Below are 21,875 nucleotides of genomic sequence, written 5' to 3'. Positions count from 1 at the left end.
GACGAGGAGCCTCCGCACGCACCCGGACCTGCGTCTTCTTGGCGCGCGGCCGAATCGCGAACGTTCCTGCGATCGAACGGCTTTCGGGCCGGAACCCGGCCGCTGCGGCCGACTTGGAGACAACGTTTCAGAAACGGTAGAGCACCGAAACGTGGGGAAACAGACAGAACTCCGCCCCGCCCCGGACATCGAGCGGATCAAGGATTGCACGCAAGACCCATGAATAGGGACATCGATCGACACCGAAGTCCCACCGGGCACACGACTGACCGTCGACGCCATGCCCCCGACGCGAATTTGGTGCAGACCATTCGGCCGAGAACCGCTGCGATCGCGCGATTTCCGACCCGCCGCACGTCAACTGTCCACTGTGGCTTGTCAGGAATCGGGCGGCACGCAGCGGAGCTCGCCGACGCGCCTGGTCAGGCCCCGCCCCTGGCGCCGGCCAGCAGTTCCGCAAGCGCTTCGGCGACGTCCTGCACGGGCGGACCGGCGAGGGCCCACCCCTTCCCATCGGCGCGGAAGGAATACCAAAGACCGTCCTGGCCGAGGCGCAGCTGCACCCCGTGATCCCCGAGCGTCCACCTGTTGCGCCACGCGCGCGCCTCCGGCGGTTCGCCGAGGCCGACGTCCCGCCATGCTTCGTCGATCTCCAGCCGGGCGCGGGCCGATGCTTCGCGGGGCGGCGTCCACGCATCTTCCAGCGCTGCTAGGCCGCTCTTCCCGGCCAGTTTCCAGGCGCGCACGGCGCGGGTGAAGTCCGCCGGCCGGGCAGCGGCGCGGCCCGCTCGTCCGGTCAGGTCGTCCCGGTCGGCCCGGGCGGCGAGCCGCACCGCGTCGGTCCACTGATCCGGCTCGTCCACGGGTGCACCCGCAAGCATCGAACGCGCCCGGTCCGCCGCATCCGCGGCGAGCACGGCGATCGCGACCGCAGCGACCGGCGCCTCTTCAACGTCCGCCAGCAAAGACGCCAGGTCCAGCGGAGCCGCCGACACCGGCCCCGGCGGGTCGGGCAAGGCCGGCGGTTGGGCCGACCACGCCTCCGCCGCAAGCGTTCCCGCCGCCGAGGCAGCAGCGCTCGCGTCCACGGCGCGGCGGGCGTTGCGCCGGTGCAACTCCTCGGTCAGCTCGTCCTCGCCCCGCCCTCGCACCAGCAGCAGCACGAACGGATCCCGGTCGAGCAGCCAGGAAACCTGGTAGGCCAAGGCGGCCGCGTGCCGGCACGGGCTGTCCCAACCGGGACAACCGCACTCGGGATCGAGATCGCCGTAGCCCGGGAGCAGGCGCACGTCCGCGTCGTCGGCCGCTCGGACCAGGTCGCGCGGCATGTCGCGGTCGAGCAGCGCGGCGATGTGCCCGGCATTGCCCGCGACCCTGTCCAGGAACCGGTCCCAGCCGGCGCCGGACAGCTCGCGGAACCCGATCATCGTGGTGTGCGGGCGGTAGTGGTCGCCGTCGTGCACCGGGGCCGAGATGCGGCCGGGGCTGATGGTGATCGCGCCCACCTGGCCGGCGAACGCGTACTTGCGGCCCTTCTTGAGCTGCTCCGGGTCGAGCGCGGTGTCCTCCATCGCCTCGATCCAGGCGTTGCCCCACCAGGTGTCGGCGAACTTCTTGCCGTACCGCCTGCCCGGCGGGAACGCGGGGAAGGTGACCGCACGCCGGTGCGGATCGACCACGTCGGCCGCGTCCTCCTCGTCCTCGTCGTCGAAGCCGAGCAGGAAGTCGTCGTAACCGGACACGTCAGGCGCTCCTCAACTCGACCAGCCGCCGCAGCTCGGCGTCGGAAAGCTCGCTGAGCGCGGCTTCGCCGCCGCCGAGGACGGCGTCGGCCAGCTCCTTCTTGCCCTCCAGCAGCACGGCGATGCGTTCCTCCAGCGTTCCCCCAGCGATCAGGCGGTGCACCTGGACCGGCTTGGTCTGGCCGATCCGGTACGCGCGGTCGGTCGCCTGCTCCTCGACCGCGGGGTTCCACCAGCGGTCGTAGTGCACGACGTGATCGGCGCGGGTGAGGTTGAGACCGGTGCCGGCCGCCTTCAGCGACAACAGGAAGACCGGCACTTCACCCGCCTGGAACCGGCGCACCATCTCGTCGCGGCGGACCACCGGGGTGCCGCCGTGCAGCAGCTGGGCGGGCACGCCGCGGTCCGCCAGGTGCTTCTCCAGCAGCCTGGCCATCTGCACGTACTGGGTGAACACGAGCACCGCGCCACCCTCGGCGAGGATGGTATCGATCAGTTCGTCCAGCAGCTGCAGCTTCTCCGAGCGAGCGGCCGAGGGACCGGTGCTCTCCTTCAGGTAGTGCGCCGGGTGGTTGCACACCTGCTTGAGGCCGACCAGCAGCTTGAGCACCAGACCGCGGCGGGCGATCTCGGTCCTGCTGTCCCGGATCTCGGCCAGCACCTCCCGCACCACGCGCTCGTAGAGCGCGACCTGCTCCGGCGTGAGCGCGACGACGTGGTCGGTCTCGGTCTTCGGCGGCAGCTCGGGGGCGATTCCCGGGTCGGACTTGCGGCGCCGCAACAGGAATGGCCGCACAAGTCGGGAAAGCCGTTGCGCGGTGGGGTTGTCCCGATCCTCCTCGACCGAACGCGCCCACCCTGACCGGAAATCGCCGATCCGGCCGAGCAGACCGGGCGTGGTCCAGTCGAGGATCGCCCACAGCTCGGCGAGGTTGTTCTCCACCGGTGTACCGGTCATCGCGACCCGCGCGGACGCGGGGATCTCGCGCAACGCCTTGGCCGTACCGCTCAACCGGTTCTTGACGTGCTGCGCCTCGTCGGCGACCAGCATCCCCCAGTGGTGCCCGGCCAGGGCCGCCGCGTCGACGCGCATGGTGCCGTAGGTGGTGAGCGCGAAGCCACCGTCGAGCCCGGCCAGCGACCGCGAGGCCCCGTGAAACCGGCGCACGGGCGTGCCCGGGGCGAACTTCTCGATCTCCCGCTCCCAGTTGCCCAGCAACGACGCGGGGCAGACGACGAGCGTCGCGCCCGCCGTCGCCGGGTCCGCCACCCGGCGCAGGTGCAGCGCGATCAGCATGATCGTCTTGCCCAGGCCCATGTCGTCGGCGAGGCAGCCGCCGAACCCCAACGCGGTCATCCGGCGCAGCCACCGAAGACCCCGCTGCTGGTAGTCGCGCAGCGTGCCGTGCAGCGCCTCGGGTTGGCCGAGCGGCTCGGGGCCGCCGTCGGGATCCGCCACCTGCTCCACCAGCGCGCCCAGCCAGCCGGACGCGACGGCTTCGACGCGCACGCCTTCGTTGCTCCGCAATTTCCATTGAAATTGAAGGTCCAATTTCAATGGAAATTGCGGTGGACGCAGTTCCGCGCTGCCGATCAACGCGATGCCGAGGCCTTCGTACGCGCGCACCGGCGGCAGGGCCCGTTCGCGCGCCTTGCGCGCCAGTTCTGGCTCCACCAGCAGCCATTGCTCACGCAACCGCACCACCGGCCCGCTCTTGGCCACGACGTCCATCTCGACGTCCGCGAGCGGCTCACCGGCGAGCGTGAGCTGCCAGCTCAGCGGCAGCGGCGAGGACTCGCGCAGGAAGGCGGCGACGTCCTCGGGCTGCTCGCCGGGCGCCGCCACGACGACCCGGGCGTTGAGCTCCCGGGACAGTTCCGGCGGCCACTCGATGTCGATCCCGGCCGTCGCCAACCGCTCCTCGGCACCGCCGAGCAGGTCTTCGACGTCCTCGTCGACCAGTTCCAGCTCGACCGGCTCGGCCTCGGCGAGCAGGCTCTCCAGCGGCGACCAGATCCGGGCGGCGCGGCGCAGCGCGAGCATGGCCTCGAACGTCGCGCGCTCGCCGAACCCGTGGCCCTCCCCCGCCCACAGCGCCTCGGCGTCCACGACCTGCGTCGGATCGGCGAGGTTCCGAAGCCGGACCACTGCCGTGAACGGGCTCCTGCCGAGCTCACCGCGGACTTCGAGGCGCAACGCGACCCGGAGCCCGGCGTCCACGCCCACGGCAACCTGCCGCGCCCACTCGCGGAGGTCTTCGTCGGCCGCCGTGTGCTCGTCGGCGGCGTAGCGCGGATCGCCCGTGAGCCACACCGCGCCGGGCGTGCGCGGCATCGTGTCGGCGACCGCGTCGAGGACCCCGCGCAACAGCCGCTCGGGATCCGGCAGCACGAGCGGTTCGGCTGCCGGATCCAGCGGAATCGCTCGCGCGCTCGCCGGCATCGCGGCGGCCAGCGCGCGGAGCCGTTCGACGTCGGCGATGTCGAACGGCCCGATCCGCCAGGCATCGACCCCGTCCGGCGAGACGCCGGGCAGCACGCGGCCACGGGCGACCAGGTGCAATGCCAGCACCGCCGCGGCGGAGTGGAAGACCGCCGATGGATGCGCCTCGCGCTCGTCTCGCATCGCCACGAGCAGTGGCAACGCCTGCGCCACCGCTATCCGGCGGGCAGGCACTCGACGAGCGACGACCGCGCCGTCCTCGAACAGGGTGACCACCGGCTCGGCGGGTTCTCCCGAGGTCAGGTCCGCCGGGAGCGGACCACCGCCCGGGTCGTGGACGACGAACGCGCCCGCCCGCGGCGGATCCGCCGGATCGAACACCACCGCGCACCGCCCCAGCCGCACCCGCGTCTCCTCCCGCACTCAGCCTTCCGGTACAGTGTACCGTATGCCGTACGGCTGTTGTAGGGCCACGACGTCGGGCTGCACCTGATCGTCGCCCGCAGCACGCCCGGGGGCGGCCGGGCGATGATGGACCCGGTGATGCGCCGGCCGTGGGAGCTCGGCACGCCGGTGCTGCTGTTCTCGTGCCCCAAGGACGAAGGCAATTTCGTGGGCGACCTGCGGCCCCGGCAGCTTCCGCCCGGGCGTGCCCAGTTCGTCAACCGCCGGCGCGTGGTCCGGCTGGCGCAGACGCCGCTGCTCGACCGCCCCAGCCAGTCAGCCCCGATGACGGGCGCAACACACACCTGACCACCAGAACCTGAGAAGCCCAGCACCACCAGGATCCAGTACGAACGGTTGGGTGGTCAGATTTCGACCGGCCCGCCCAGGAGCCTGGAGAACACCTCGTACAGGTATTCCAGCTCCGCACCGGAAAGCCGGTCGGCGAAGGCCCGCTCGACCGCTGCCGCATTCGTGCGGGCAGAACTCCGCGCGAGCTTCTTCCCCTCCTCGGTGAGCTCGAGCTCCACAGCCCGGGAGTCCTCCTCTGCACCGATCCGCACGACGAGCCCCCTGGCTTCGAGCCTGTCAACAAGACGGCTGAGTGCGCTCTGGCTCAGGATGACCCGGTCAGTGAGCTCGCGGAAGCGGACCCCTGCAGCCGGAATATTGATCAGCGCGTCGAACTCGTTCAGCGACAGACCATGCTTGTTCGCCAGGTCGATTTCGATCTCGTGCAACACGGCCGCGTGGACTTCCATCATCGATCGCCACACCGCGACCTTGTACCGCCTCGGCACCTTCGCAACAGCCGCTGGTCCCACGATCAGCGAGCTTACCTCGATTCAGCCGCAAGCATCTGTTGGCCGTGATCGACCCCCACCTCCCACCGCGGGCTCAAAGAGACGCCGGCTCGAGATGCACATGGGCAGTCCGGACCTCACGCCACGCGGTTGAGCATGTGCGAGAATTCCGCCCGCTCCACATTTCTTATACCATCGCCATGAAAACGTTGGATGTGCGGACCTTCCATGTGGTGCTTGTTTCGCGCTTCTTCGCTAGCCCAGTGCTCCACGAAAACGAACAGCCCTGGATCATCCCGGTCGACAAACAGGTCGTATCGAATATTTCCTTCTTCCTGACGCGAGGGTTCGACCAACTCGGCCAGGTCACGACGCAGGTCGTTCTCCTTGTTCGCCTTGGCGCGCAATCCAACGACAATGAAGAGTTCACCCATTTCCAACCCACCCTTCGCCTATCTGGAACCGAAAACCATTTTGGCGTCACAAGCGTAGCTTGCCGTTCCTGCCGGTTGCGAGCCGAAAGCCGCAATGCGCAAAGAACAACCCGGGAGATCGCAAGGGCTTTGGTGATCAATTCTCTGCCAGACGGGAATTCCGGTGCTTTTCCGCTGGGATACCACGCCTTCGGCACTCGCCATGCGTGGCCACCCCAGCAGGGAGCACACTAGCCCGGGAGCGTCCACGATCCTCGCACGGAAGCACGATCCTGCCAGGAGGCTGCCGATGACCAGCGAACAAATCCGCGATCCCGAGACCGACGCCCTGCTGACACCGCAGAACGCAGCGGTGGTCATCATCGACTACCAACCGGTCCAGGTGAACTCGATCAACTCGATGGACCGCCAGCTACTCGTCAACAACATCGTCGGACTGGCCAAGATCGCACGCACCTACGGACTGCCCACCGTCCACTCCACGGTCAACGTCGCAACCGGCCTCAACAAGCCGCCGATCCCGCAACTCCGGAAGGTCCTCGACGACCTCCCCACCTACGACCGCACCTCCATCAACGCCTGGGAAGACCGGGAGTTCGTCGACGCGGTCAAGGCCACCGGCCGCAAGAAGCTGGTGATGGCCGCGCTGTGGACGGAAGCCTGCCTGACCTTCCCCACACTCGACGCACTGCGCGAGGGCTACGAGGTCTACCCGGTCGTAGACGCCGTCGGCGGCACCTCGACGGCCTCCCACGACGCCGCACTGCAGCGAGTGGAACAAGCCGGCGCACACCCCATCACCTGGGTCCAACTGCTCTGCGAACTCCAACGCGACTGGGCCCGCAAAGAAACCGCCGACGAATTCATGAACCTGTTCATCGAGACCGGCGGCACCGCAGGCCTGCAATTCGCCTACGACCGCGAACACCACTGACCGGCACACCACGGACCCGAACACGTCTGCAGCCACTCTGCGGTCGTGGGCGGTGAACCCCACGTGCGTCAGGCCCGTGGGACCGGCGCACGGACTGCGGATTACGTCGGAGACCAGGAGGTCGTTGCACCATCGCGCTTTCAAGGCGTCCTGGCGGTCGGATGCGCGGCGAACAGGTGCTCGACCGTTGGGCGGGCCTCAGCGAACGATTCGGCGTGCTGTTCGATTTCGCGATCCGTGCCGGTGAGTCGGCCCTGGTGCTGGCGCAGGTGTTCGTCCCAGGAACGCACCAGGAAGGTTTCGACGAAGCGGTGCGCGTCAGCGCCGTCCTGGAACAGCGACCAGTGCACCGCTCCGGTGCGTTGCCGCGACTTGCCCACGTCTGACATCGCAGCCCGGAAGGCCTCGCGGTTTTCCTCGGCAACGCGGTAGGTCTTCAGCACGAGCACCGGGCCGTCCTCGGGCATCGGTTCGAACACCAGTACCGGTTCCGGCCAGTGCGCGCTGACAGCCCGATCCATTCGGGCCGTCTCCGGTCGCAACGGCCACAGGCCCACCGTCGCGGCGCTGATGAGCAGAAGTGCGGCGGCGATCGCAAGCGCCGCGGTGAATCCAGTGACGGCGGCCAGCGCGCCCCACAAGATCGAGCCGAGCGCTTGGCCGCCCATGAAAACCAGCATGTAGGTGGCCAGGCCTCGGGCACGGACCCAAGCGGGCAAGGAAAGTTGCATCGCCGAGTTCAACGTCGACAGCACAACGAGCCACGCGTAACCAGCGAAGAACAACACCGGGGTGACCACGCCCGCACTGGACACCACTGCGGGCAGCGCAGTCCCGGCGGCGAACAACACCGCGGCCAGAGCCAGCAGCTGGTTCGCCGTGAGGACAGACCGCACGCGGGACAACGTCGATGCGCCGGCAACTGCTCCGAGCCCGAGGGATCCAAGCAAGATCCCGTAGCCGGTCGCGTCGAGATGCAAGGCTTGGTTGCTCACAATCGGCAACAGGGCCCAGATGGCACTGCCCGGAAGGATGAACAAGGTAGCTCGGAGCAGGATTCGTCGCACCACCGGGGCGTAACGCACGTAGCGAGCACCGGCGTGCAGTGCAGGCAGAAGCCGTTCGGGGGGTTGCGGTAGATCGGCAAGAGTTCGTCGCCAGGCCCCGAGCACCGCTACGATTCCCAAGAACGAAACCGCATTCACCGCGAACACGAAGCTTGGGCCGAACAGCGCCACGATCACCCCGGCGAGGGCCGGGCCGATCGCCCGCGCGATGTTGACATTCATCGCACCCAGCGCCGCAGCTGCGGCGATCTGCTCCCGGACAACGAGTTCCGGCTGCAGGGCCTGCCACGCAGGACCGGTCAACGCCTGGCCGCACCCCAGCAGGAACAACAGCAACAGCAGAACCGCAGGCGTTATCAGCCCCATCCCCGTCACCACGGCCAGCGCAGCCGCGAGAACGGCCATGGCCAGCTGCACGCTGATCAACAGGCGTCGGCGGTCGAGCAGATCGGCCAGTACCCCGGACGGAATCGCCAGCAGCATCACGGGGAGCGTCACCGCGGTTTGGACCAACGAGACCAGCAGTGCCGCTTCCGGTTCGCCCACGAGCAGCCACTGAGCGCCGACAGTCTGCATCCAAGTCCCCACGTTGGATCCGAGCTGCGCGAACCACAGTGCGCGAAACACACCCGAAGCCATGGGCGCCCACGACGACTGCTGGGCTGACAACGCCCAGCGACGCTTTCCCGGCGCTGCCATCACAATCCGCCTCCCGGGAACCGGCGTCACGCGGCCGATGCGGTCGCCTCGCTTGCCCCACAAGCTAGGCCATGAGCCGACGATGGGCGCAGCGAAGCGCGTGGCGTCGACCTCCGGCACGGGGTCGCAGCGGGTCGGCCCGCCAGCGGTTACAGTCCAGTTCTGGTGTCGTGCTGGTGCTCTTCGTCAGCTCGACCGTGGTGGCCCGCCCGAGGTTGTTCCGGCCCACTTCCAACTCCGGTTTCTGCCTTCTCGGCAGCCGTTTTCGTCGATCGCATGGACGCAGCCGCATCCGCGTCGCGGACCCGCAACGCGATCAGCAGGCCCAGCGCGGCGACTACGAGGGCGGCGACGAACGTGTCGCGGAAGGCGCTGAGCATCGCGTCCTGCCGGGCGGCCTCGGTCACCATCGGTCCCAGCCCACCGAGTCGCTGCTCGGTTCGGAGGGTCAGGATGGTGGCGACCAGCGCAACTCCCACGGCCGCGGCTACCTGACGTGTGGTCGCGAACACCGACGACGCACGGGTCATCGCTGCCGGACTCACCTGTGCGAAGGTCGCAGCCTGCAACGCGATCACCGTCAGCGCCATGCCGATGCCCATCGTGAGCATCGGAATCCGCACGGCCCACAAGCTGCTGCCGGCCCCGACGGGGAGCAGCGCCGCAACGGACGCGGCGATGGCGGCGAAGCCGGAGGTCAACATCCAGCGTGGACCAAGCCGCTGGTACAGCCGTCCGGCGAACGGCATCGTCGCCGTCATACCCAACGCCTGGAACATGGTGACCAACCCCGATCCGGTGGCGTCCACGCCCAGCAACGACTGCAGCAGCAGCGGGGTCAGGAACAGCGTGCCCATCAGCGCGCCCGACGCCGGCAGCATCAGCAGGTTGCCGGTGCGGAACAGCCGGATGCGAAGCAGCCGGAGATCGATCATCGGCTCGGCGATGCGCAGTTCAGCGATCACGAACACGACCGCGAGCAGGGCGCCTCCGATCAGCGGCAAGAACACGGACGCGCTACCCCACTCGCCGGCAGCGCCCTGATCAAAGCCCACCAGCAGCAACGCAAGCGCGCCACCGCCTGCCAGGAACCCGATGACGTCGAAGCGCCCGGGGTGGTCAGTTCGCTCCTCACGGATCACCGCCGCGGTGAAGGCGATCCCGGCCACGCCGATCGGCACCTTCATCAGGAAGATCCAGCGCCAGTCGACGTTGTCGACCAACCATCCGCCCAGCACCGGGCCCAAAGCCGGAGCGAGGCCGGTCGGGATCGACAGGATCGCCGAGGCCTGCGCGCGTTCGTCCGGCGGAATGCCCGGAACAGCATCGCGGTCCCGACCGGTGTGAGAAGCCCGCCTCCCACACCCTGCACGATCCTGGCCACCACCAGCTCGGCCAGCGAACCGGCGAATCCGGCCCACAGCGACGCTGCGGTGAACACCGCCAAGGCGAACAAGAACGTTTTCTTGGAGCCGAAGCGATCAGCCACCCAACCCGATGCCGGGATGAACACGGCCATACTCACGAGATAGCCGGTGACGAGCCATTGGAGGCTTTCCGTACCGACACCGAACTGCCGCCCCAAGGCCGGCAGTGCCGTGTTCAGCACCGTCATGTCCAAGATCTCCATGAACAGGCCGAACACGAAGGCAATCGCAACCAACCACTTGTACGGCACACTGCGAAACATCCCAGGACTCCATCCACATCACGGCCCGGACCTGCTCGCCGACCGAGCCTTGTCCGGCAGCGGCGAGCGACAGGCAGTGGAACCCACCTCGGGGCACTTGCTTCAGCAAGTGAAGCATTTTGCTTCAGTTAGTGAAACATTCTGTGAGTGAAGTTATTTTCCCGGGGGCGCCGAACGCGGCTTGCCAGCTCGCCCCTGCCCGGCAAGTGCAGGCTGGTACGCCCTGCTTGCCCAGGGCCAACAGGGTCAGTGGCGCACGATGTCAGTCGCCGGAGGCGTCCCGCGCCGCGTGCAGCAGCTCCGCCAAGGCGTCTCGCTGTCCCGCATCGAGTTCGGATACGATCGGAAAGCCCTCTCCCAGCCGCACCAGCAGGTGCTCCCGCAGCTTCTTCCCCTTCGCGGTGAGCACGAGTCGCTTGGCGCGGCGGTCGGCCGGATCAGGCTGCCGCTTGAGCAGATCCGCCGACTCAAGCAGATCTGCGATGGCAGTCACGTGGGAGGGCTCGCAATGCAGAGCACCCGCAAGCTCTCCCATCCGCTGAGGTCGCTCCAGCCGCAGCAGCGTGTGCGCCTGGGGAAGGCTCAGGCCGACATCGACAGCCGCCGAGTCGAGGTGCTCGCGCATCCTGGCCAAAGCTCCGAGCAGAAGCATCATCAGCTCTCGCTCTTCCCCGGCCGACCTCATGCCCCGCCCCATCGACGACCCCTCCTGAGCCTGCTTCACCAGCAAACTTACCCCGATGCTCACGCATGTCGCAGTCAGGCGTGCTGACCAGGCGACCGCACCGCACCCCTTCGCGCATCCGCCAGACCGAATCGGACCACCAGCGCCACCGAAGCAGCGCCTTCCACCTGCGGCGCGAACACCGGCCGTGCCGTTGCACATGACTTCCGGTCCCGATCGCGAGCATCACAGCGTAATCGGTCGGTAATAGTCCGTGATCGACCCGATGTCGCACTTCGGCGAACCACGAATTCGAGTGCTCCGTTTTCCGCTACCCCCCGAACACCTGCCGTGACCATGGACAGCACTCCAGTCACACGGTCCCCAATGCGCCCACTGCGACTCAATGCGCATGCATATAACTTCTATGCGGGCGCATGATTTTGATCGGATGTTCGCTATCCCGCAAGGAAAAATCCCGTCTCATTCAACACAGATCACCGGGGATTACCCGTTGGATCTCGGCGGTTGAGGCGGATACGAGATCAGCATGCGGATCTCGTAGCCACCCGGGCCGACGATGTGGATCAGCTACCCATACCGGAAGCCCGACAGCAAGATTCGAATGATCAAACACAACGAGGTGCATTGCTGATGCGCAAGATCAATCGGGTGCTGGCTGCTGGAGCGTTGACGCTCCCGCTCGCGCTAGGAATCGCCGGGGTGGCCTCCGCCGAGGGCCAGGACACCAACATCCGTGTCGAGAGCCAGGCGTCGGCCCAGGTTCAGGGCCGCGGCTCGGCCGAGGCCAGCAGCCAGGCGTCCGCTCAGGTCCAGGGCCGCGGCTCGGCCGAGGCCAGCAGCCAGGCGTCCGCTCAGGTTCAGGGCCGCGGCTCCGCCGAGGCCAGCAGCCACGCGTCGGTGCGGGTGGCGGACCGCGGCGGTCGTTTGAACCACCGCGACGTCCGCTGGGAATACCGGTGGGAAAACGGCCACTGGGTCCGGGGCCACTACCACAAGCACCAGGACAAGCTGTGCTTCCTGGACCACGGCCTGATCGGTCACGACCTGCACATCGTTCGGTGAGCACGGTTCGTTGACCATCGAGCGTTAGCACGTGGTGGGTTCTCGCCGACGGCGAGAACCCACCACACCCCCTTCGATTCTGTTCCGGCTACGGCTGAGCCAGATATGAGATCGCCGCGCAGGTTTCTCCTCCGCCAAGCCATCGAGGCAGCGCCGCTACGCCCTCAAACGCTTGGCGATCAACACGAATCTCTAGCAGCACAAGGTGTTCTCCAATGTTCAAAATCAACCGAATTCTCGCGGCGGGAGTCCTGTCGCTCCCGTTTGCACTCGGCATCGCAGGGCTGGCGTCCAACCGGTTTCAGCTGCGGAAGCCGACACCGAAAGCCAGGCACCGGCGCGACCACACGGCCACGCTGTGGCGAACCGAGGGCGTCGGGACACCGCACATCTTCCTGATCAAGTCGACCGATGGGACCACGCGCGCCAACACCACGAACGCCGGCCCGGCCACACGGCTCAAGGCCGTGTGATCTGGCGCCAAAGCCCTTTCGGCAAACCGTACCGACCCCGAGTCCCGGCGCCTTCCGGAAGAGCCGGGAGCGCTCCCGCGAGCATGAAGGAGATTCCCATGTCCTTGTTCGAACCGATCCGCGTTGGCCGGTCGGACCTGCCCAATCGCATGGTGATGGCGGCGATGACCCGCAGCCGTGCCGATCAGGACGGCATCCCCACGCCGAGCATGGCCACCTACTACGCCCAGCGCGCATCGGCGGGCTTGATCATCACCGAGGGCACGCAGCCCTCGCTGCAAGGACAGGGCTACCCGTCGACCCCGGGTATCTACACCGACGCACACGTGGCGAGGTGGCGCGCGGTCACCGACGCCGTGCACGCGACAGGCGGACGCATCTTCAACCAGATCCAGCACTCCGGACGGGTGGGCCACCCCAGCGTGCACGGCCTGACCCCGGTCGCTCCCTCCGCCGTCCGCGCGGACGGGCAGATCTTCACGCCGACGGGGCCTCAGGACTACGTCGAGCCGCGCGAGCTGACCATCTCCGAAATCCAGGCCATCGTGGCGGAATTCGCCGATGCCGCACGCCGTGCGATCGAGGCCGGGTTCGACGGCGTGGAACTGCACAGCGCGATGGGCTACCTGCTCCACCAGTTCCTCGCCGCCAACACCAACCAGCGCTCGGACGCCTACGGCGGCTCCATCCAGGGGCGCATCCGCTTCGTCATCGAGGTCGCGGAGGCCGTGGCCGGTGCGATCGGCGCCGACCGGGTGGGACTGCGCATCTCCCCCGCCAAGCCGATCAACGACATCGACGAAACCGACACGATGGAGCTCTACTCGGCGCTACTGGCCGCCCTGGCGCCGCTGGGCATCGCCCACGTGCACCTGGTAGCCGCTGAGGATGAGGACGTCAACGACAAGATCCGCGCCTCCTGGCCGGGCATCCTCGTGGTCAACCCCCTCAATTCCTTCCCGGAACCACCGTCCGACGCCGGTCGGGCGAGCGCCGAGCAGTGGCTGCGGCGGGGGGCCGACCTGATCTCCTTCGGCCGAGGCTTCCTCGCCAACCCGGACCTGGTCGAGCGCTTCCGCAGCAATGCCCCGCTCAACCCGATCAACCCCGAAGGTCTCTACGGCGGCGGTGACACCGGCTACCTCGACTACCCCACCCTCGCCTGAGAGCGACCTCGTTGCTCACGCCAGGCCAAGACATCGGGGCTCGGCGCAGAGCAGTTGATCAGCGGGGGTCGGTGTCCCCGTCCGCGACGACGACCTCGCGGGCGGGGCGCCAGCCCCGGCGACGCCCGGCCGGGACGAGAACCGGTGTTCGGGTCCGGAATAGTTCCTCCCGACGGATTCGCGGTCGCCAGCAGGCGTTGCGCGACCTGGTCGGCGGTCAGCTCCGGGCGGTACGAGCGGACGAGCGCCGCCGTGGCGGAGACGAAAGGAGTCGCGTAGGCGGTGCCCGAGCCCTGCCAATGCCCCGCCCCGCCAGGGCCGATGCTGACGACGCCCTCGCCGGGCGCGACGAGTTCGACCGGCGCACCGGTCTCCGCGCAAGCGCCGGGCTGCCCGGCTGCGTTGAGCCCTTCGGTCTGTCGTCGAGCGCCACGAACCGCGGCGTAGCGCGGAGTGCGGTCATCCCTGGAGATCGGCACCCGCCCTGGCTCGCAGCACCGAGGCGGTCGCGTTGCACCAGTCGCGGTTCTCGCTCTCGAACCGCCGCCCCCGCAAGCACGTCAGGTAGGGACCGATCTTCGCAGCGCTCGCAAGGAAATCCGCTTCGGCGAGCTCGCCCCGCATCTTGCGCAGGAGCTTGTCGAAGAGCTCGATCTTCGCCTCGGCGATCGCCGCGCGCTCTTCGAGCTGGCCGATCAGCTCGGCCGCATCGACCGAATCGGCCGCCGCGACCTTGACCAGGAGATCGTCGCGGATGAACGACGGCTTGGACGGGGCGGCGGCGAACCGCTGAAGTTCGGCCAGACCCGCGTCCGTGACCGCGAACAGCCGCTTGTTCGGCCGGGCCTCCTGCACGACCTCGCGGCCGGAGACCAGCCCGTCCTGCTCCAACTTCGCCAACTCCGCGTAGAGCTGCTGCGGCAGCGCGTGCCAGAAGTTGGCCATCCCGACGTCGAACGCCTTCGCCAGCTGGTAACCGCTGAACTCGCCGTCCAGCAACGCCGCCAGCACCGCATGCCGCAAGGCCATCGCACATCACTCCCTAGCCGAGGCCGTCCAGCGCCACTATAGTCAGTTTTAGGACTAATCACATCCTTGACCAAGGAGTCCGCATGGATACCATCGACCGCTTCCGCACCGCGGTGGAAGAGCGCGACGTCGACGCACTGGAGCCGCTGTTCGCGCCCGAGCCGAGGTTCTTCAGCCCGATCAAGTTCAGCCCGTTCGAAGGGCGAGCCATGGTCCTGGGCGTCTTCGGCGTCCTCATGCGGCGCGTCTTCGAAGAGTTCCGCTACGTCGGCGAGCTGCAGGGCACGGCGGAAACGGCGACGGGCGCGGCGGCGGACTCGCACGTGCTGATCTTCCGCTCGGTGGTGAACGGCAAGCAGATCCACGGAATCGACCTGATCCAACTGGACGGAACCGGCCTGATCGACGAGTTCACGGTCATGGTCCGCCCCCTGAGCGCGGTAACGACCCTGGGCGAGGCGGTACACGCAGCCCTCATCGCAGAAGGCCTACTCCCCAACGGGAGCTGACACATTCAGCTCACGAACCGGCCACCTCGACAGACCCGCTGTCCTATGTAGAGGGCGCCCGAAAAGCCCACCACCGCCTGGGTTGGCGGGCTTGGAACGCACGCCGGAGGCGAAGCGAGTCTGCCCTCTTCGCGTTCCCGCTCAAGCACGATCTAGAGGGCGGGGCCGCAGCGTGCTCTAGCTCCCCGAGGGCATGAGCACGATTCTGCCGAATACTTCGCCAGTGTCCATTTTCCGGTGGGCCAGCACAGCTTGCTCCAACGGCAGCACCTCGTGCACAACCGCGTCCAGTTCGCCGCGACTTGCGGCGGCGAACAGCTCGGCGGTCACGGCCTGCCGGTCAGCCGCGGGCACGGTGTTGGCGCTGAAGGTGGCGAACGACATCGATTTCTGGAACGCCGCGAACATCTCCGCGGCGAAGTCCGCCGGCGGGTCACCTGCGACTGCGCCGACGGCCACCATGCGACCGTTCGGGTTGAGCTTGGCGAAGAACGAAGGCAGGTGCGCGCCGGCGACGATGTCGATGATGACGTCGTAGCCTTCGGGAGCGTCCTCACCCTCGCCGGCGCGGTCCAGCACGTGAGTCGCGCCGAGCTTGCGCAGACGATCGCCACGTTCGGGTGACGATGTGGTGACCGCCACCGCACTGGCACCACCACGAGCCGCGAGCTGGACCGCCATGATCCCGATGCCACCGGCCGCGCCGCGCACCAGCACCGTCTCGCCGGGAGCGAAGTGGGCATGGCGAAGGCCGAAGTGGGCCACCACTCCGGAGCTCCCGAGCGTCACCGCGTCGGCGGCCGACATGGTCGCCGGGAGGGGGAGGAGCGTCGCGGCCGGGGCGATCGCTTGCTCGGCGTAGCCGCCGCCCACGCCGGTGAAGGCCCACACGCGCTGACCGACCCATGATGTGTCGACACCATCGCCGACCGCGGCCACGGTGCCCGCTATCTCACCGCCGAGGATGTGACCGTCCTTGAAGCCGTAGGCGGCGAGAGCGCCGCTTCGGATCACGGCGTCGACGCCGCCGACGCCGATCGCCTCGGTGGTGATCAGCACCTGCCCGTCGGCGGGACTCGGGGTGGGGAGGTCGATGATCGCGAGGCCCTCGGGGCTTCCGAACGCCTGCACCGCAACTGCTTTCACTGTCGTCTCCGTGCTCTGGGGTGACTCGGCGGCGGACAGTAACGGACGCTGCCGTCCGTTTTGGCTAAAGTGAGAGCGTGCCCGATCGTTTGCCTCACATCCTGCGCTCCGATGCCCGGGACAACCGCGAACGCATCCTCGACGCGGCTCGTGCGGCGTTCGCCGCCGAAGGTCTGAACGTGCCGATGCGGGGGATCGCCCGGCGCGCCGGGGTCGGCCCCGCCACCCTGTACCGCCATTTCCCCACCAAGGAGATGCTGGCCACCGAGGCTTTCGCGGACCAGATGCGCGCGTGCTACACCATCGTCGACGAGGGGCTCGCCGACCCGGACCCGTGGCACGGCTTCTGCCTGGTGATCGAGAAGCTCTTCGAGCTGCACGCACGCGACCGGAGCTTCACCACAGCCTTCATGTCGGCCTTCCCCAACGCGATGGACTTCGCCACGGACCGCGAACGGGCGTTGAAGTCGATCGCGGAACTGACCCGCCGCGCCAAGGACGCCGGTCGCCTGCGCCCCGACGTCGTCCTGGACGACCTGATCCTCGTGCTCATGGCCAACAGCGGCATCCAGGCCGCTTCCCCGACTGCCCGCGTCGCCGCTTCCCGGCGCTTCGCCGAGCTCACGATCCAGGCGTTCCAAGCCTCGTCGCCGACGTTAGATCGACAGGAGATGGCATCATCCCGACCCCCTCACCGGCCGTGAACGGCACACCATTCCGCACCGGATGACGAAGACGGGCCGGACGACGATCGCCATGTCGACGGCGGCGCCTGGATTGCCGGGCGAGCTGACGTACAGCGCCGCCGGCGAGGTGGTCGATGTCGAGTGTGGCGTCCGCGCGGCCCAGGCTCACGTCTTCACCTGTTCCGTTGTCATGTCAGGTTCCCAGCGACGTGGGGCTTTTCGGACGCTAGGCGCGTCGTCGCGGAGTTCACCTCTCCCCCGGATTTGCGTCAGCGTTCCGGTAAAGCCGTCAGTGCCGTCGGCTGGTTCATGCAGGCGGCATCTTCCCCGGGTACGGCACCTCGGGCCGGAGCGCTTGGAGCCGGTCGATCTCCGCGCGGGAGAGCTGGCCGTTGCGGGCCTTCTTCGCGACCGACATGGCGGCGACATCGTTTCCGACGGCCTGCGGCGCGCTCAGCGTCCGTCCACCATGGACGTTCGCCTAGCGGATTTGGGCTTCGGGCGCCGAGCGCTCGTGACCAGCGGGGCGAGGACGTAGCCACCTGGGACCGCTTCGAGGACTTGGAGTTGCGATGCGCTCCAACAATAGATCGGAAGTCCGGCCGCGGCGGCGAAAACCTCGACGTGCGCGCTTCATCACACCGCGAGCAGGAGGCCGGCAACGGCCCGCCGGCCACCTGCCGGGGAAGTGATCCCACGTGCAGGTGGCCGGCGGGGTGTCCGGAGTGCTTCAGCCGGTGACCGCGTGGTGCCCCTCGACGGCGACCGGAGTCGGCGCGACCGGCAGGTCTTCCGCCCCGCCCTGCGACCCGGTCGACGGGGTCATGCCCGACGGCGGCTTCACCACCGGCGGCTTGCCTGCGGGCGGCCCGGACGCGGGCGGCTGGCCCACGGGTGGCTGCTCCGCCGGCGGCTGACCTGCCGGTGGTTCATCTGCCGGTGGTCCGGCCACCGGCGGCTCATCCGCGGGGGGCCCGGCCGCGGGCGGCTCGTCTGCGGGCGGCTCGTCCGCACCGGGGTGATCCACGATGGGAGCGTTCGTGCACTCGGAGTTCTGCGGGGAGCCGATGGGCACCACCGCACCGAGAACTCCGACGTTGTTGCCGCACAGCTGGACCGGCAGCACGCTCAGGTTGTTGTCGTTGCCGATGTTGATGCCGTCGTTGCCGGCGCTGTCGGCCAACGCGGGCGTTCCGCCGACGAGCATGCCGGCACTTGCAGCGAGAACGACGGCCCTGAAAGCCGTCTTGCGCACAGATCGCATCGGTTTCCCCTCTTTTCCTTCTTCCATGAGGAAATTCCCATCTGCGGCCGGGTCACCGCAGGTGGACCTACTCACCCAGCGACTATTTCGCCGGCCGGGGCAACGCGAGGCCGGGCGGAACGACTTCCCGGGCCGCCGGAGCTGGCTCGGGATCGGTTGGCGCCGTGGGGAATTCGGCGGAGGCCGTGGTCACGACCTCCGTGCCCGGGGCCATCACGTGGACGGGGCGCTCGGCCGACGCGGTGCCCGCGCAGGCGATGAGCGCCGGGTACGCCAAGCCCGGCGCGGCGGCGATCAGCGGCCGCACCGCGCGTGCGGTGCCGCTAATGGCGATGCGACGAAGGCTCATGATCGGCTCCTTGCCACACTGGCGTACCGTTCGCAGCGGGCTCCGGCGGACCGCAGCCGGAAAGCACCTGTGCGAACACCTGATCAGGGATCAAGCGCTCGTGGAAGCTATCCCGCGTTCCCAACGGTCGCCACGCAAGCGGGACAGCGCGACCGGCAACCAGCCATTGATCTCCTGACCAGCAGAAATGAATGTGTGTCGCACTCGAATTCGGGGCGAAAGTCCAGTTTTGATCACCCGTTAGAGCGGCGCAGTTACCTCTACTGGGCGACAATCAGCGCATTCAAAATCCGGCAGGAAGGCACGCGGCCGTGCGGACCGCTGTTCGCCGGCGCGTCTTTGACCGGCCCCGCCGAGAGGGGACGTACGGGGCCGGAGGGCGGCTTCGGCAGCGCGGATCCGCAGCCGAAGCCGTCACCCGGCAGGTGGAGTTCAGCGCCAGCCGAGGGCGGGCGCGACGTGGGTGAGGATGCTGTCCAGCACGTGGCTGTTGTAGTCCACCCCGAGCTGGTTGGGCACGGTCAGCAGCAGCGTGTCGGCCTCCGCGATCGCTTCGTCCTCGGCCAGCTGCCGCACCAGCACGTCGGGTTCGGCGGCGTAGGTGCGGCCGAAGATGGACCGCGTGTTCTCCTCGATGTAGCCGACGTGGTCCGCGCTGCCGCTGTCGCGGCCGAAGTACGCGCGGTCCAGGTCGTTGGTGAGCGCGAAGATGCTGCGCGACACCGACACGCGCGGTTCGCGCTGCCACCCGGCGTCGGCCCACGCCTTGCGGAACGCGCGGATCTGCTCGGCCTGCTGCACGTGGAACGGCGCCCCGCCCTCGTCGTCCTTGAGGGTCGAGCTCATCAGGTTCATGCCGAGCTTGGCCGCCCACACCGCGGTGCTGTTGGAGGCGGCGCCCCACCAGATCCGCTCCCGCAGGCCCTCGGAGTGCGGCTCGACGCGCAGCAGCCCGGGCGGGTTGGCGAACATCGGGCGCGGGTTCGGCTCGGCGAACCCCTCGCCTTCCAGCACCTTCAGCAGCACCTCGGTGTGGCTGCGGGCCATGTCGGCTTCGGTCTCGCCCTCGTTCGGCCGGTAGCCGAAGTACCGCCACCCGTCGATCACCTGCTCCGGCGAGCCGCGGCTGATGCCGAGCTGGAGCCTGCCGCCGGAGATCAGGTCCGCCGCCCCGGCGTCCTCCGCCATGTACATCGGGTTCTCGTACCGCATGTCGATCACGCCGGTGCCGATCTCGATGCGCGAGGTCTTGGCGCCGATCGCGGCCAGCAGCGGGAACGGCGAGCCCTGCTGCCGGGCGAAGTGGTGAACCCGGAAGAAAGCACCGTCGGCACCGAGCTCCTCGGCCGCCACGGCGAGGTCGATGGCCTGCAGCAACGAGTCGGAGGCGGTCCTGGTCTGCGAATGCGGAGTGTCGGACCAGTGCCCGAACGACAGGAATCCGATGCGCTTCATAACCGCTCCAACGCCCCGACCCACCGGCTGATTCCGCGACCAGCGAACGACGCGATCACACAGAACGCGCTTTGCCCGAGAACGCCCGCATTCAGCTCGCGGTGCGGCCCAGGGCGTCGAGCAGCCAGGTGTGCGCGACGCCGACCGACGCGGGTTCGCCCGTGATCTCGCCGGCGAGGTGCCAGTAGCGGCGCACCCGACGACTGTCGGTCGGCCAGGTCACGATCAGCGGAGACCGCGACCTGGCCGATCACTGGCTGGCGCACACGGCGGCTTGACTCGGCCTGCCACCATCGTCCACAGGAGACACCGACCCGTCGAGATGGGGCGGAGCACACCTGCGAGCTCAGCCGACTGCGGCGCCGAACCAGCGCGGCAGTCGGCTGAGCAGATCCTGCTGGTCGTCGCCGACCCAGGCCACGTGGCCGTCCGGCCGCAGCAGCACGGCGGGCACGTCCAGCTCCTCGCTGGTGTCGACGACGTGGTCGACCCGGTCCGCCCAGCCCGCCACCGAGAGCAGGCCGCTCTGGTCGAGCAGCAGGCCGCGGCCACCGCGCATCAGCTCGTAGAGGCGCCCCTGCTTCAGCGTCACGTCCCGCAGCCGCCGACCGAGCAGGTCATGCCCCTCGCCGAAGTCGTAGCGGATGTCGATCGCGGTCATCTTCTCGATCAGGTACCGGTTCACCTCCTCGAAGTCCATCAGTTCCGACACCAGCCGGCGCACCGCCTGCGGGCCGGGCTCGGTGGACAGCAGCTCCATCTGGGCGCGCGTGTTGTCCAGCACGGCAGCGGCCACCGGGTGCCGTTCTGCCTGGTAGCTGTCCAGCAGTCCCTCCGGTGCCCAGCCGGTGAGCTCGGCAGCCAGTTTCCAGCCGAGGTTGAACGCGTCCTGGACGCCGAGGTTGAGCCCCTGCCCGCCCATCGGCGGGTGGATGTGCGCCGCATCGCCGGCCAGCAGCACCCTGCCGACCCGGTATCGCTCGGCCAGCCGGGTGGCGTTGCCGAAGCGGGACAGCCAGCGCGGCGAGTGCACACCGAAGTCGGTTCCGGCGAACACCCGCAGCTGCTGCCTGATCTCCTCGAGGGTCGGCGGAACCGAGCGATCTTCGGCCACCGCCGCGGCAGGCACGACGACGCGGTAGAAGCCGTCGCCGGCGGGCCCGGCGCCGACCAGCCGATTGGTCTTGCGGATCTCGGCCACCACTTCGGCCACCGCCTCCGGCGGCGCGGTGACCTCCAGCTCGCCCAGCAGCATGTCGGTCGTGGAGGGCTCGCCGGGGAAGGCGACGCCGAGCAACTTCCGCACCGTGCTGCGGCCCCCGTCACAGCCGACGAGGTAGCGCGCACGCAACCGCGTGCCGTCGGCCAGCTCGGCGGTCGCCCCGTGGTCGTCCTGGCTCAGCCCGACCAGTTCGCAGCCGCGCCGGATCTCGGTGCCGACCTCCGCGGCGTGCTCGACCAGCAGGCGATCGGTGATGGTCTGCGGGATGCCGAGGACGTACGAATGCGCGGTGTCCAGTCCGTCCGGCGACGGCTTGGCGATACCGGCGAAGAAACCATGGAGCGGATACTCCCGGCCGTGCGCGAGAAACCGCTCCAGCAGGCCGCGCTGGTCCATGATCTCGATGCTGCGCACGTGCATGCCGAGCCCGCGGACGTACTTGGCCGGCTCCGCCTCCTTCTCCAGCACGAGCACGCGCACACCGTGCAGCCGCAGCTCACCGGCCAGCATCGAGCCGGTCGGCCCGCCACCGGCAATGATCACGTCGAACATGAATCCCCGATTCAACAA

At 68.5% G+C, this 21,875-nt stretch carries 23 protein-coding genes; 7 read left to right on the top strand and 16 right to left on the bottom strand.

Features of this window, described 5'->3' with window-relative positions; translation table 11 throughout:
• Positions 1–422 precede the first annotated feature (422 nt).
• Both ACWEV3_RS24860 and ACWEV3_RS24855 read right to left on the bottom strand, forming a co-directional pair.
• The gene (locus ACWEV3_RS24860) at positions 423–1,742 is read right to left on the bottom strand and encodes an SWIM zinc finger family protein (protein ID WP_452616220.1); all 1,320 of its coding nucleotides are present in this window, start codon (positions 1,740–1,742) and stop codon (positions 423–425) included.
• Position 1,743: 1 nt separating this feature from the next.
• Entirely contained in the window at positions 1,744–4,368 is a 2,625-nt protein-coding gene (locus tag ACWEV3_RS24855; RefSeq protein ID WP_452616280.1) for a DEAD/DEAH box helicase, read from the bottom strand.
• Positions 4,369–4,713: 345 nt separating this feature from the next.
• On the opposite strand from ACWEV3_RS24855, the gene ACWEV3_RS24850 reads away from it, so the two are divergent.
• Positions 4,714–4,938, top strand: coding sequence for a hypothetical protein (locus tag ACWEV3_RS24850; RefSeq protein ID WP_452616219.1), 225 nt, complete (start codon positions 4,714–4,716; stop codon positions 4,936–4,938).
• 56 nt (positions 4,939–4,994) lie between these two features.
• Here ACWEV3_RS24850 and ACWEV3_RS24845 read toward each other — a convergent pair whose 3' ends face one another.
• On the bottom strand, positions 4,995–5,393 hold the full coding sequence (locus ACWEV3_RS24845; protein WP_452616218.1) for a MarR family winged helix-turn-helix transcriptional regulator: 399 nt from the start codon (positions 5,391–5,393) through the stop codon (positions 4,995–4,997).
• Between the two features lie 176 nt (positions 5,394–5,569).
• Entirely contained in the window at positions 5,570–5,866 is a 297-nt protein-coding gene (locus tag ACWEV3_RS24840) for a putative quinol monooxygenase (RefSeq protein ID WP_452616217.1), read from the bottom strand.
• 289 nt (positions 5,867–6,155) lie between these two features.
• On the opposite strand from ACWEV3_RS24840, the gene ACWEV3_RS24835 reads away from it, so the two are divergent.
• Entirely contained in the window at positions 6,156–6,800 is a 645-nt protein-coding gene (locus tag ACWEV3_RS24835; protein ID WP_452616216.1) for a hydrolase, read from the top strand.
• A gap of 140 nt (positions 6,801–6,940) precedes the next feature.
• Here the strand turns inward: ACWEV3_RS24835 and ACWEV3_RS24830 are convergent, their stop codons facing one another.
• From ACWEV3_RS24830 to ACWEV3_RS24815, 4 genes are all read right to left on the bottom strand, one after another.
• The gene (locus ACWEV3_RS24830) at positions 6,941–8,566 is read right to left on the bottom strand and encodes an MFS transporter (RefSeq protein WP_452616279.1); all 1,626 of its coding nucleotides are present in this window, start codon (positions 8,564–8,566) and stop codon (positions 6,941–6,943) included.
• Between the two features lie 149 nt (positions 8,567–8,715).
• The gene (locus tag ACWEV3_RS24825; RefSeq protein ID WP_452616215.1) at positions 8,716–9,789 is read right to left on the bottom strand and encodes an MFS transporter; all 1,074 of its coding nucleotides are present in this window, start codon (positions 9,787–9,789) and stop codon (positions 8,716–8,718) included.
• Positions 9,753–10,256, bottom strand: a complete 504-nt coding sequence (locus tag ACWEV3_RS24820; protein WP_452616214.1) for an MFS transporter — start codon at positions 10,254–10,256, stop codon at positions 9,753–9,755. Before ACWEV3_RS24820 ends, ACWEV3_RS24825 begins: the two co-directional genes overlap by 37 nt.
• Before the next feature lie 262 nt (positions 10,257–10,518).
• On the bottom strand, positions 10,519–10,911 hold the full coding sequence (locus ACWEV3_RS24815) for a MarR family winged helix-turn-helix transcriptional regulator (RefSeq protein ID WP_452616213.1): 393 nt from the start codon (positions 10,909–10,911) through the stop codon (positions 10,519–10,521).
• 663 nt (positions 10,912–11,574) lie between these two features.
• On the opposite strand from ACWEV3_RS24815, the gene ACWEV3_RS24810 reads away from it, so the two are divergent.
• The 3 genes from ACWEV3_RS24810 (at position 11,575) to ACWEV3_RS24800 (ending at position 13,645) form a co-directional block, all read left to right on the top strand.
• The gene (locus ACWEV3_RS24810) at positions 11,575–12,006 is read left to right on the top strand and encodes a hypothetical protein (protein ID WP_452616212.1); all 432 of its coding nucleotides are present in this window, start codon (positions 11,575–11,577) and stop codon (positions 12,004–12,006) included.
• A gap of 215 nt (positions 12,007–12,221) precedes the next feature.
• The gene (locus ACWEV3_RS24805) at positions 12,222–12,479 is read left to right on the top strand and encodes a hypothetical protein (protein WP_452616211.1); all 258 of its coding nucleotides are present in this window, start codon (positions 12,222–12,224) and stop codon (positions 12,477–12,479) included.
• 98 nt (positions 12,480–12,577) lie between these two features.
• Entirely contained in the window at positions 12,578–13,645 is a 1,068-nt protein-coding gene (locus tag ACWEV3_RS24800) for an alkene reductase (protein WP_452616210.1), read from the top strand.
• On the opposite strand, the gene ACWEV3_RS24795 is transcribed toward ACWEV3_RS24800, so the two are convergent.
• Together ACWEV3_RS24795 and ACWEV3_RS24790 are read right to left on the bottom strand one after the other, a co-directional pair.
• Positions 13,627–14,124, bottom strand: a complete 498-nt coding sequence (locus ACWEV3_RS24795) for a S8 family serine peptidase (RefSeq protein ID WP_452616209.1) — start codon at positions 14,122–14,124, stop codon at positions 13,627–13,629. The two genes, ACWEV3_RS24800 and ACWEV3_RS24795, sit on opposite strands and share 19 nt — an antisense overlap.
• Entirely contained in the window at positions 14,105–14,674 is a 570-nt protein-coding gene (locus ACWEV3_RS24790; RefSeq protein ID WP_452616208.1) for a PadR family transcriptional regulator, read from the bottom strand. Before ACWEV3_RS24790 ends, ACWEV3_RS24795 begins: the two co-directional genes overlap by 20 nt.
• Before the next feature lie 83 nt (positions 14,675–14,757).
• On the opposite strand from ACWEV3_RS24790, the gene ACWEV3_RS24785 reads away from it, so the two are divergent.
• The gene (locus ACWEV3_RS24785; RefSeq protein WP_452616207.1) at positions 14,758–15,183 is read left to right on the top strand and encodes a nuclear transport factor 2 family protein; all 426 of its coding nucleotides are present in this window, start codon (positions 14,758–14,760) and stop codon (positions 15,181–15,183) included.
• A gap of 177 nt (positions 15,184–15,360) precedes the next feature.
• Here the strand turns inward: ACWEV3_RS24785 and ACWEV3_RS24780 are convergent, their stop codons facing one another.
• Complete coding sequence (locus tag ACWEV3_RS24780; RefSeq protein WP_452616206.1) at positions 15,361–16,329, bottom strand: zinc-dependent alcohol dehydrogenase family protein; 969 nt, start codon at positions 16,327–16,329, stop codon at positions 15,361–15,363.
• Positions 16,330–16,406: 77 nt separating this feature from the next.
• Between ACWEV3_RS24780 and ACWEV3_RS24775 the strand changes: the two genes are divergently transcribed.
• On the top strand, positions 16,407–17,033 hold the full coding sequence (locus ACWEV3_RS24775) for a TetR/AcrR family transcriptional regulator (RefSeq protein WP_452616205.1): 627 nt from the start codon (positions 16,407–16,409) through the stop codon (positions 17,031–17,033).
• A gap of 712 nt (positions 17,034–17,745) precedes the next feature.
• On the opposite strand, the gene ACWEV3_RS24770 is transcribed toward ACWEV3_RS24775, so the two are convergent.
• The 5 genes from ACWEV3_RS24770 to rox all read right to left on the bottom strand — a co-directional run bounded on the left by ACWEV3_RS24770 (position 17,746) and on the right by rox (position 21,857).
• Positions 17,746–18,222: a hypothetical protein gene (locus ACWEV3_RS24770; RefSeq protein WP_452616204.1), complete on the bottom strand. Its 477-nt coding sequence runs from the start codon at positions 18,220–18,222 to the stop codon at positions 17,746–17,748.
• A gap of 139 nt (positions 18,223–18,361) precedes the next feature.
• Positions 18,362–18,628, bottom strand: a complete 267-nt coding sequence (locus ACWEV3_RS24765; protein WP_452616203.1) for a hypothetical protein — start codon at positions 18,626–18,628, stop codon at positions 18,362–18,364.
• 432 nt (positions 18,629–19,060) lie between these two features.
• On the bottom strand, positions 19,061–20,083 hold the full coding sequence (locus tag ACWEV3_RS24760; protein ID WP_452616202.1) for an LLM class flavin-dependent oxidoreductase: 1,023 nt from the start codon (positions 20,081–20,083) through the stop codon (positions 19,061–19,063).
• Between the two features lie 91 nt (positions 20,084–20,174).
• Positions 20,175–20,306: a hypothetical protein gene (locus tag ACWEV3_RS24755; protein ID WP_452616201.1), complete on the bottom strand. Its 132-nt coding sequence runs from the start codon at positions 20,304–20,306 to the stop codon at positions 20,175–20,177.
• A 123-nt stretch (positions 20,307–20,429) separates the two neighbouring features.
• The gene (gene rox / locus ACWEV3_RS24750; protein WP_452616200.1) at positions 20,430–21,857 is read right to left on the bottom strand and encodes a rifampin monooxygenase; all 1,428 of its coding nucleotides are present in this window, start codon (positions 21,855–21,857) and stop codon (positions 20,430–20,432) included.
• Between the last annotated feature and the right edge of the window lie 18 nt (positions 21,858–21,875).

Source organism: Saccharopolyspora sp. NPDC003752, assembly GCF_053605825.1.
The sequence above is the reverse complement of the archived record's forward strand: the minus strand, read 5'-3'. Positions and strand labels throughout refer to the sequence as shown.

What these genes read in the sequence shown, in the direction of transcription:
- ACWEV3_RS24855 (WP_452616280.1), bottom strand. Translation starts at nt 4,368, where the DNA reads ATGCGAGACGAGCGCGAGGCGCATCCATCGGCGGTCTTCCACTCCGCC.
- ACWEV3_RS24850 (WP_452616219.1), top strand. Translation starts at nt 4,714, where the DNA reads ATGATGGACCCGGTGATGCGCCGGCCGTGGGAGCTCGGCACGCCGGTG.
- ACWEV3_RS24845 (WP_452616218.1), bottom strand. Translation starts at nt 5,393, where the DNA reads ATGATGGAAGTCCACGCGGCCGTGTTGCACGAGATCGAAATCGACCTG.
- ACWEV3_RS24840 (WP_452616217.1), bottom strand. Translation starts at nt 5,866, where the DNA reads ATGGGTGAACTCTTCATTGTCGTTGGATTGCGCGCCAAGGCGAACAAG.
- ACWEV3_RS24835 (WP_452616216.1), top strand. Translation starts at nt 6,156, where the DNA reads ATGACCAGCGAACAAATCCGCGATCCCGAGACCGACGCCCTGCTGACA.
- ACWEV3_RS24830 (WP_452616279.1), bottom strand. Translation starts at nt 8,566, where the DNA reads ATGGCAGCGCCGGGAAAGCGTCGCTGGGCGTTGTCAGCCCAGCAGTCG.
- ACWEV3_RS24820 (WP_452616214.1), bottom strand. Translation starts at nt 10,256, where the DNA reads ATGTTTCGCAGTGTGCCGTACAAGTGGTTGGTTGCGATTGCCTTCGTG.
- ACWEV3_RS24815 (WP_452616213.1), bottom strand. Translation starts at nt 10,911, where the DNA reads ATGATGCTTCTGCTCGGAGCTTTGGCCAGGATGCGCGAGCACCTCGAC.
- ACWEV3_RS24810 (WP_452616212.1), top strand. Translation starts at nt 11,575, where the DNA reads ATGCGCAAGATCAATCGGGTGCTGGCTGCTGGAGCGTTGACGCTCCCG.
- ACWEV3_RS24805 (WP_452616211.1), top strand. Translation starts at nt 12,222, where the DNA reads ATGTTCAAAATCAACCGAATTCTCGCGGCGGGAGTCCTGTCGCTCCCG.
- ACWEV3_RS24800 (WP_452616210.1), top strand. Translation starts at nt 12,578, where the DNA reads ATGTCCTTGTTCGAACCGATCCGCGTTGGCCGGTCGGACCTGCCCAAT.
- ACWEV3_RS24790 (WP_452616208.1), bottom strand. Translation starts at nt 14,674, where the DNA reads ATGGCCTTGCGGCATGCGGTGCTGGCGGCGTTGCTGGACGGCGAGTTC.
- ACWEV3_RS24785 (WP_452616207.1), top strand. Translation starts at nt 14,758, where the DNA reads ATGGATACCATCGACCGCTTCCGCACCGCGGTGGAAGAGCGCGACGTC.
- ACWEV3_RS24770 (WP_452616204.1), bottom strand. Translation starts at nt 18,222, where the DNA reads ATGCTCGTCGGCGGAACGCCCGCGTTGGCCGACAGCGCCGGCAACGAC.
- ACWEV3_RS24765 (WP_452616203.1), bottom strand. Translation starts at nt 18,628, where the DNA reads ATGAGCCTTCGTCGCATCGCCATTAGCGGCACCGCACGCGCGGTGCGG.
- ACWEV3_RS24760 (WP_452616202.1), bottom strand. Translation starts at nt 20,083, where the DNA reads ATGAAGCGCATCGGATTCCTGTCGTTCGGGCACTGGTCCGACACTCCG.
- rox (WP_452616200.1), bottom strand. Translation starts at nt 21,857, where the DNA reads ATGTTCGACGTGATCATTGCCGGTGGCGGGCCGACCGGCTCGATGCTG.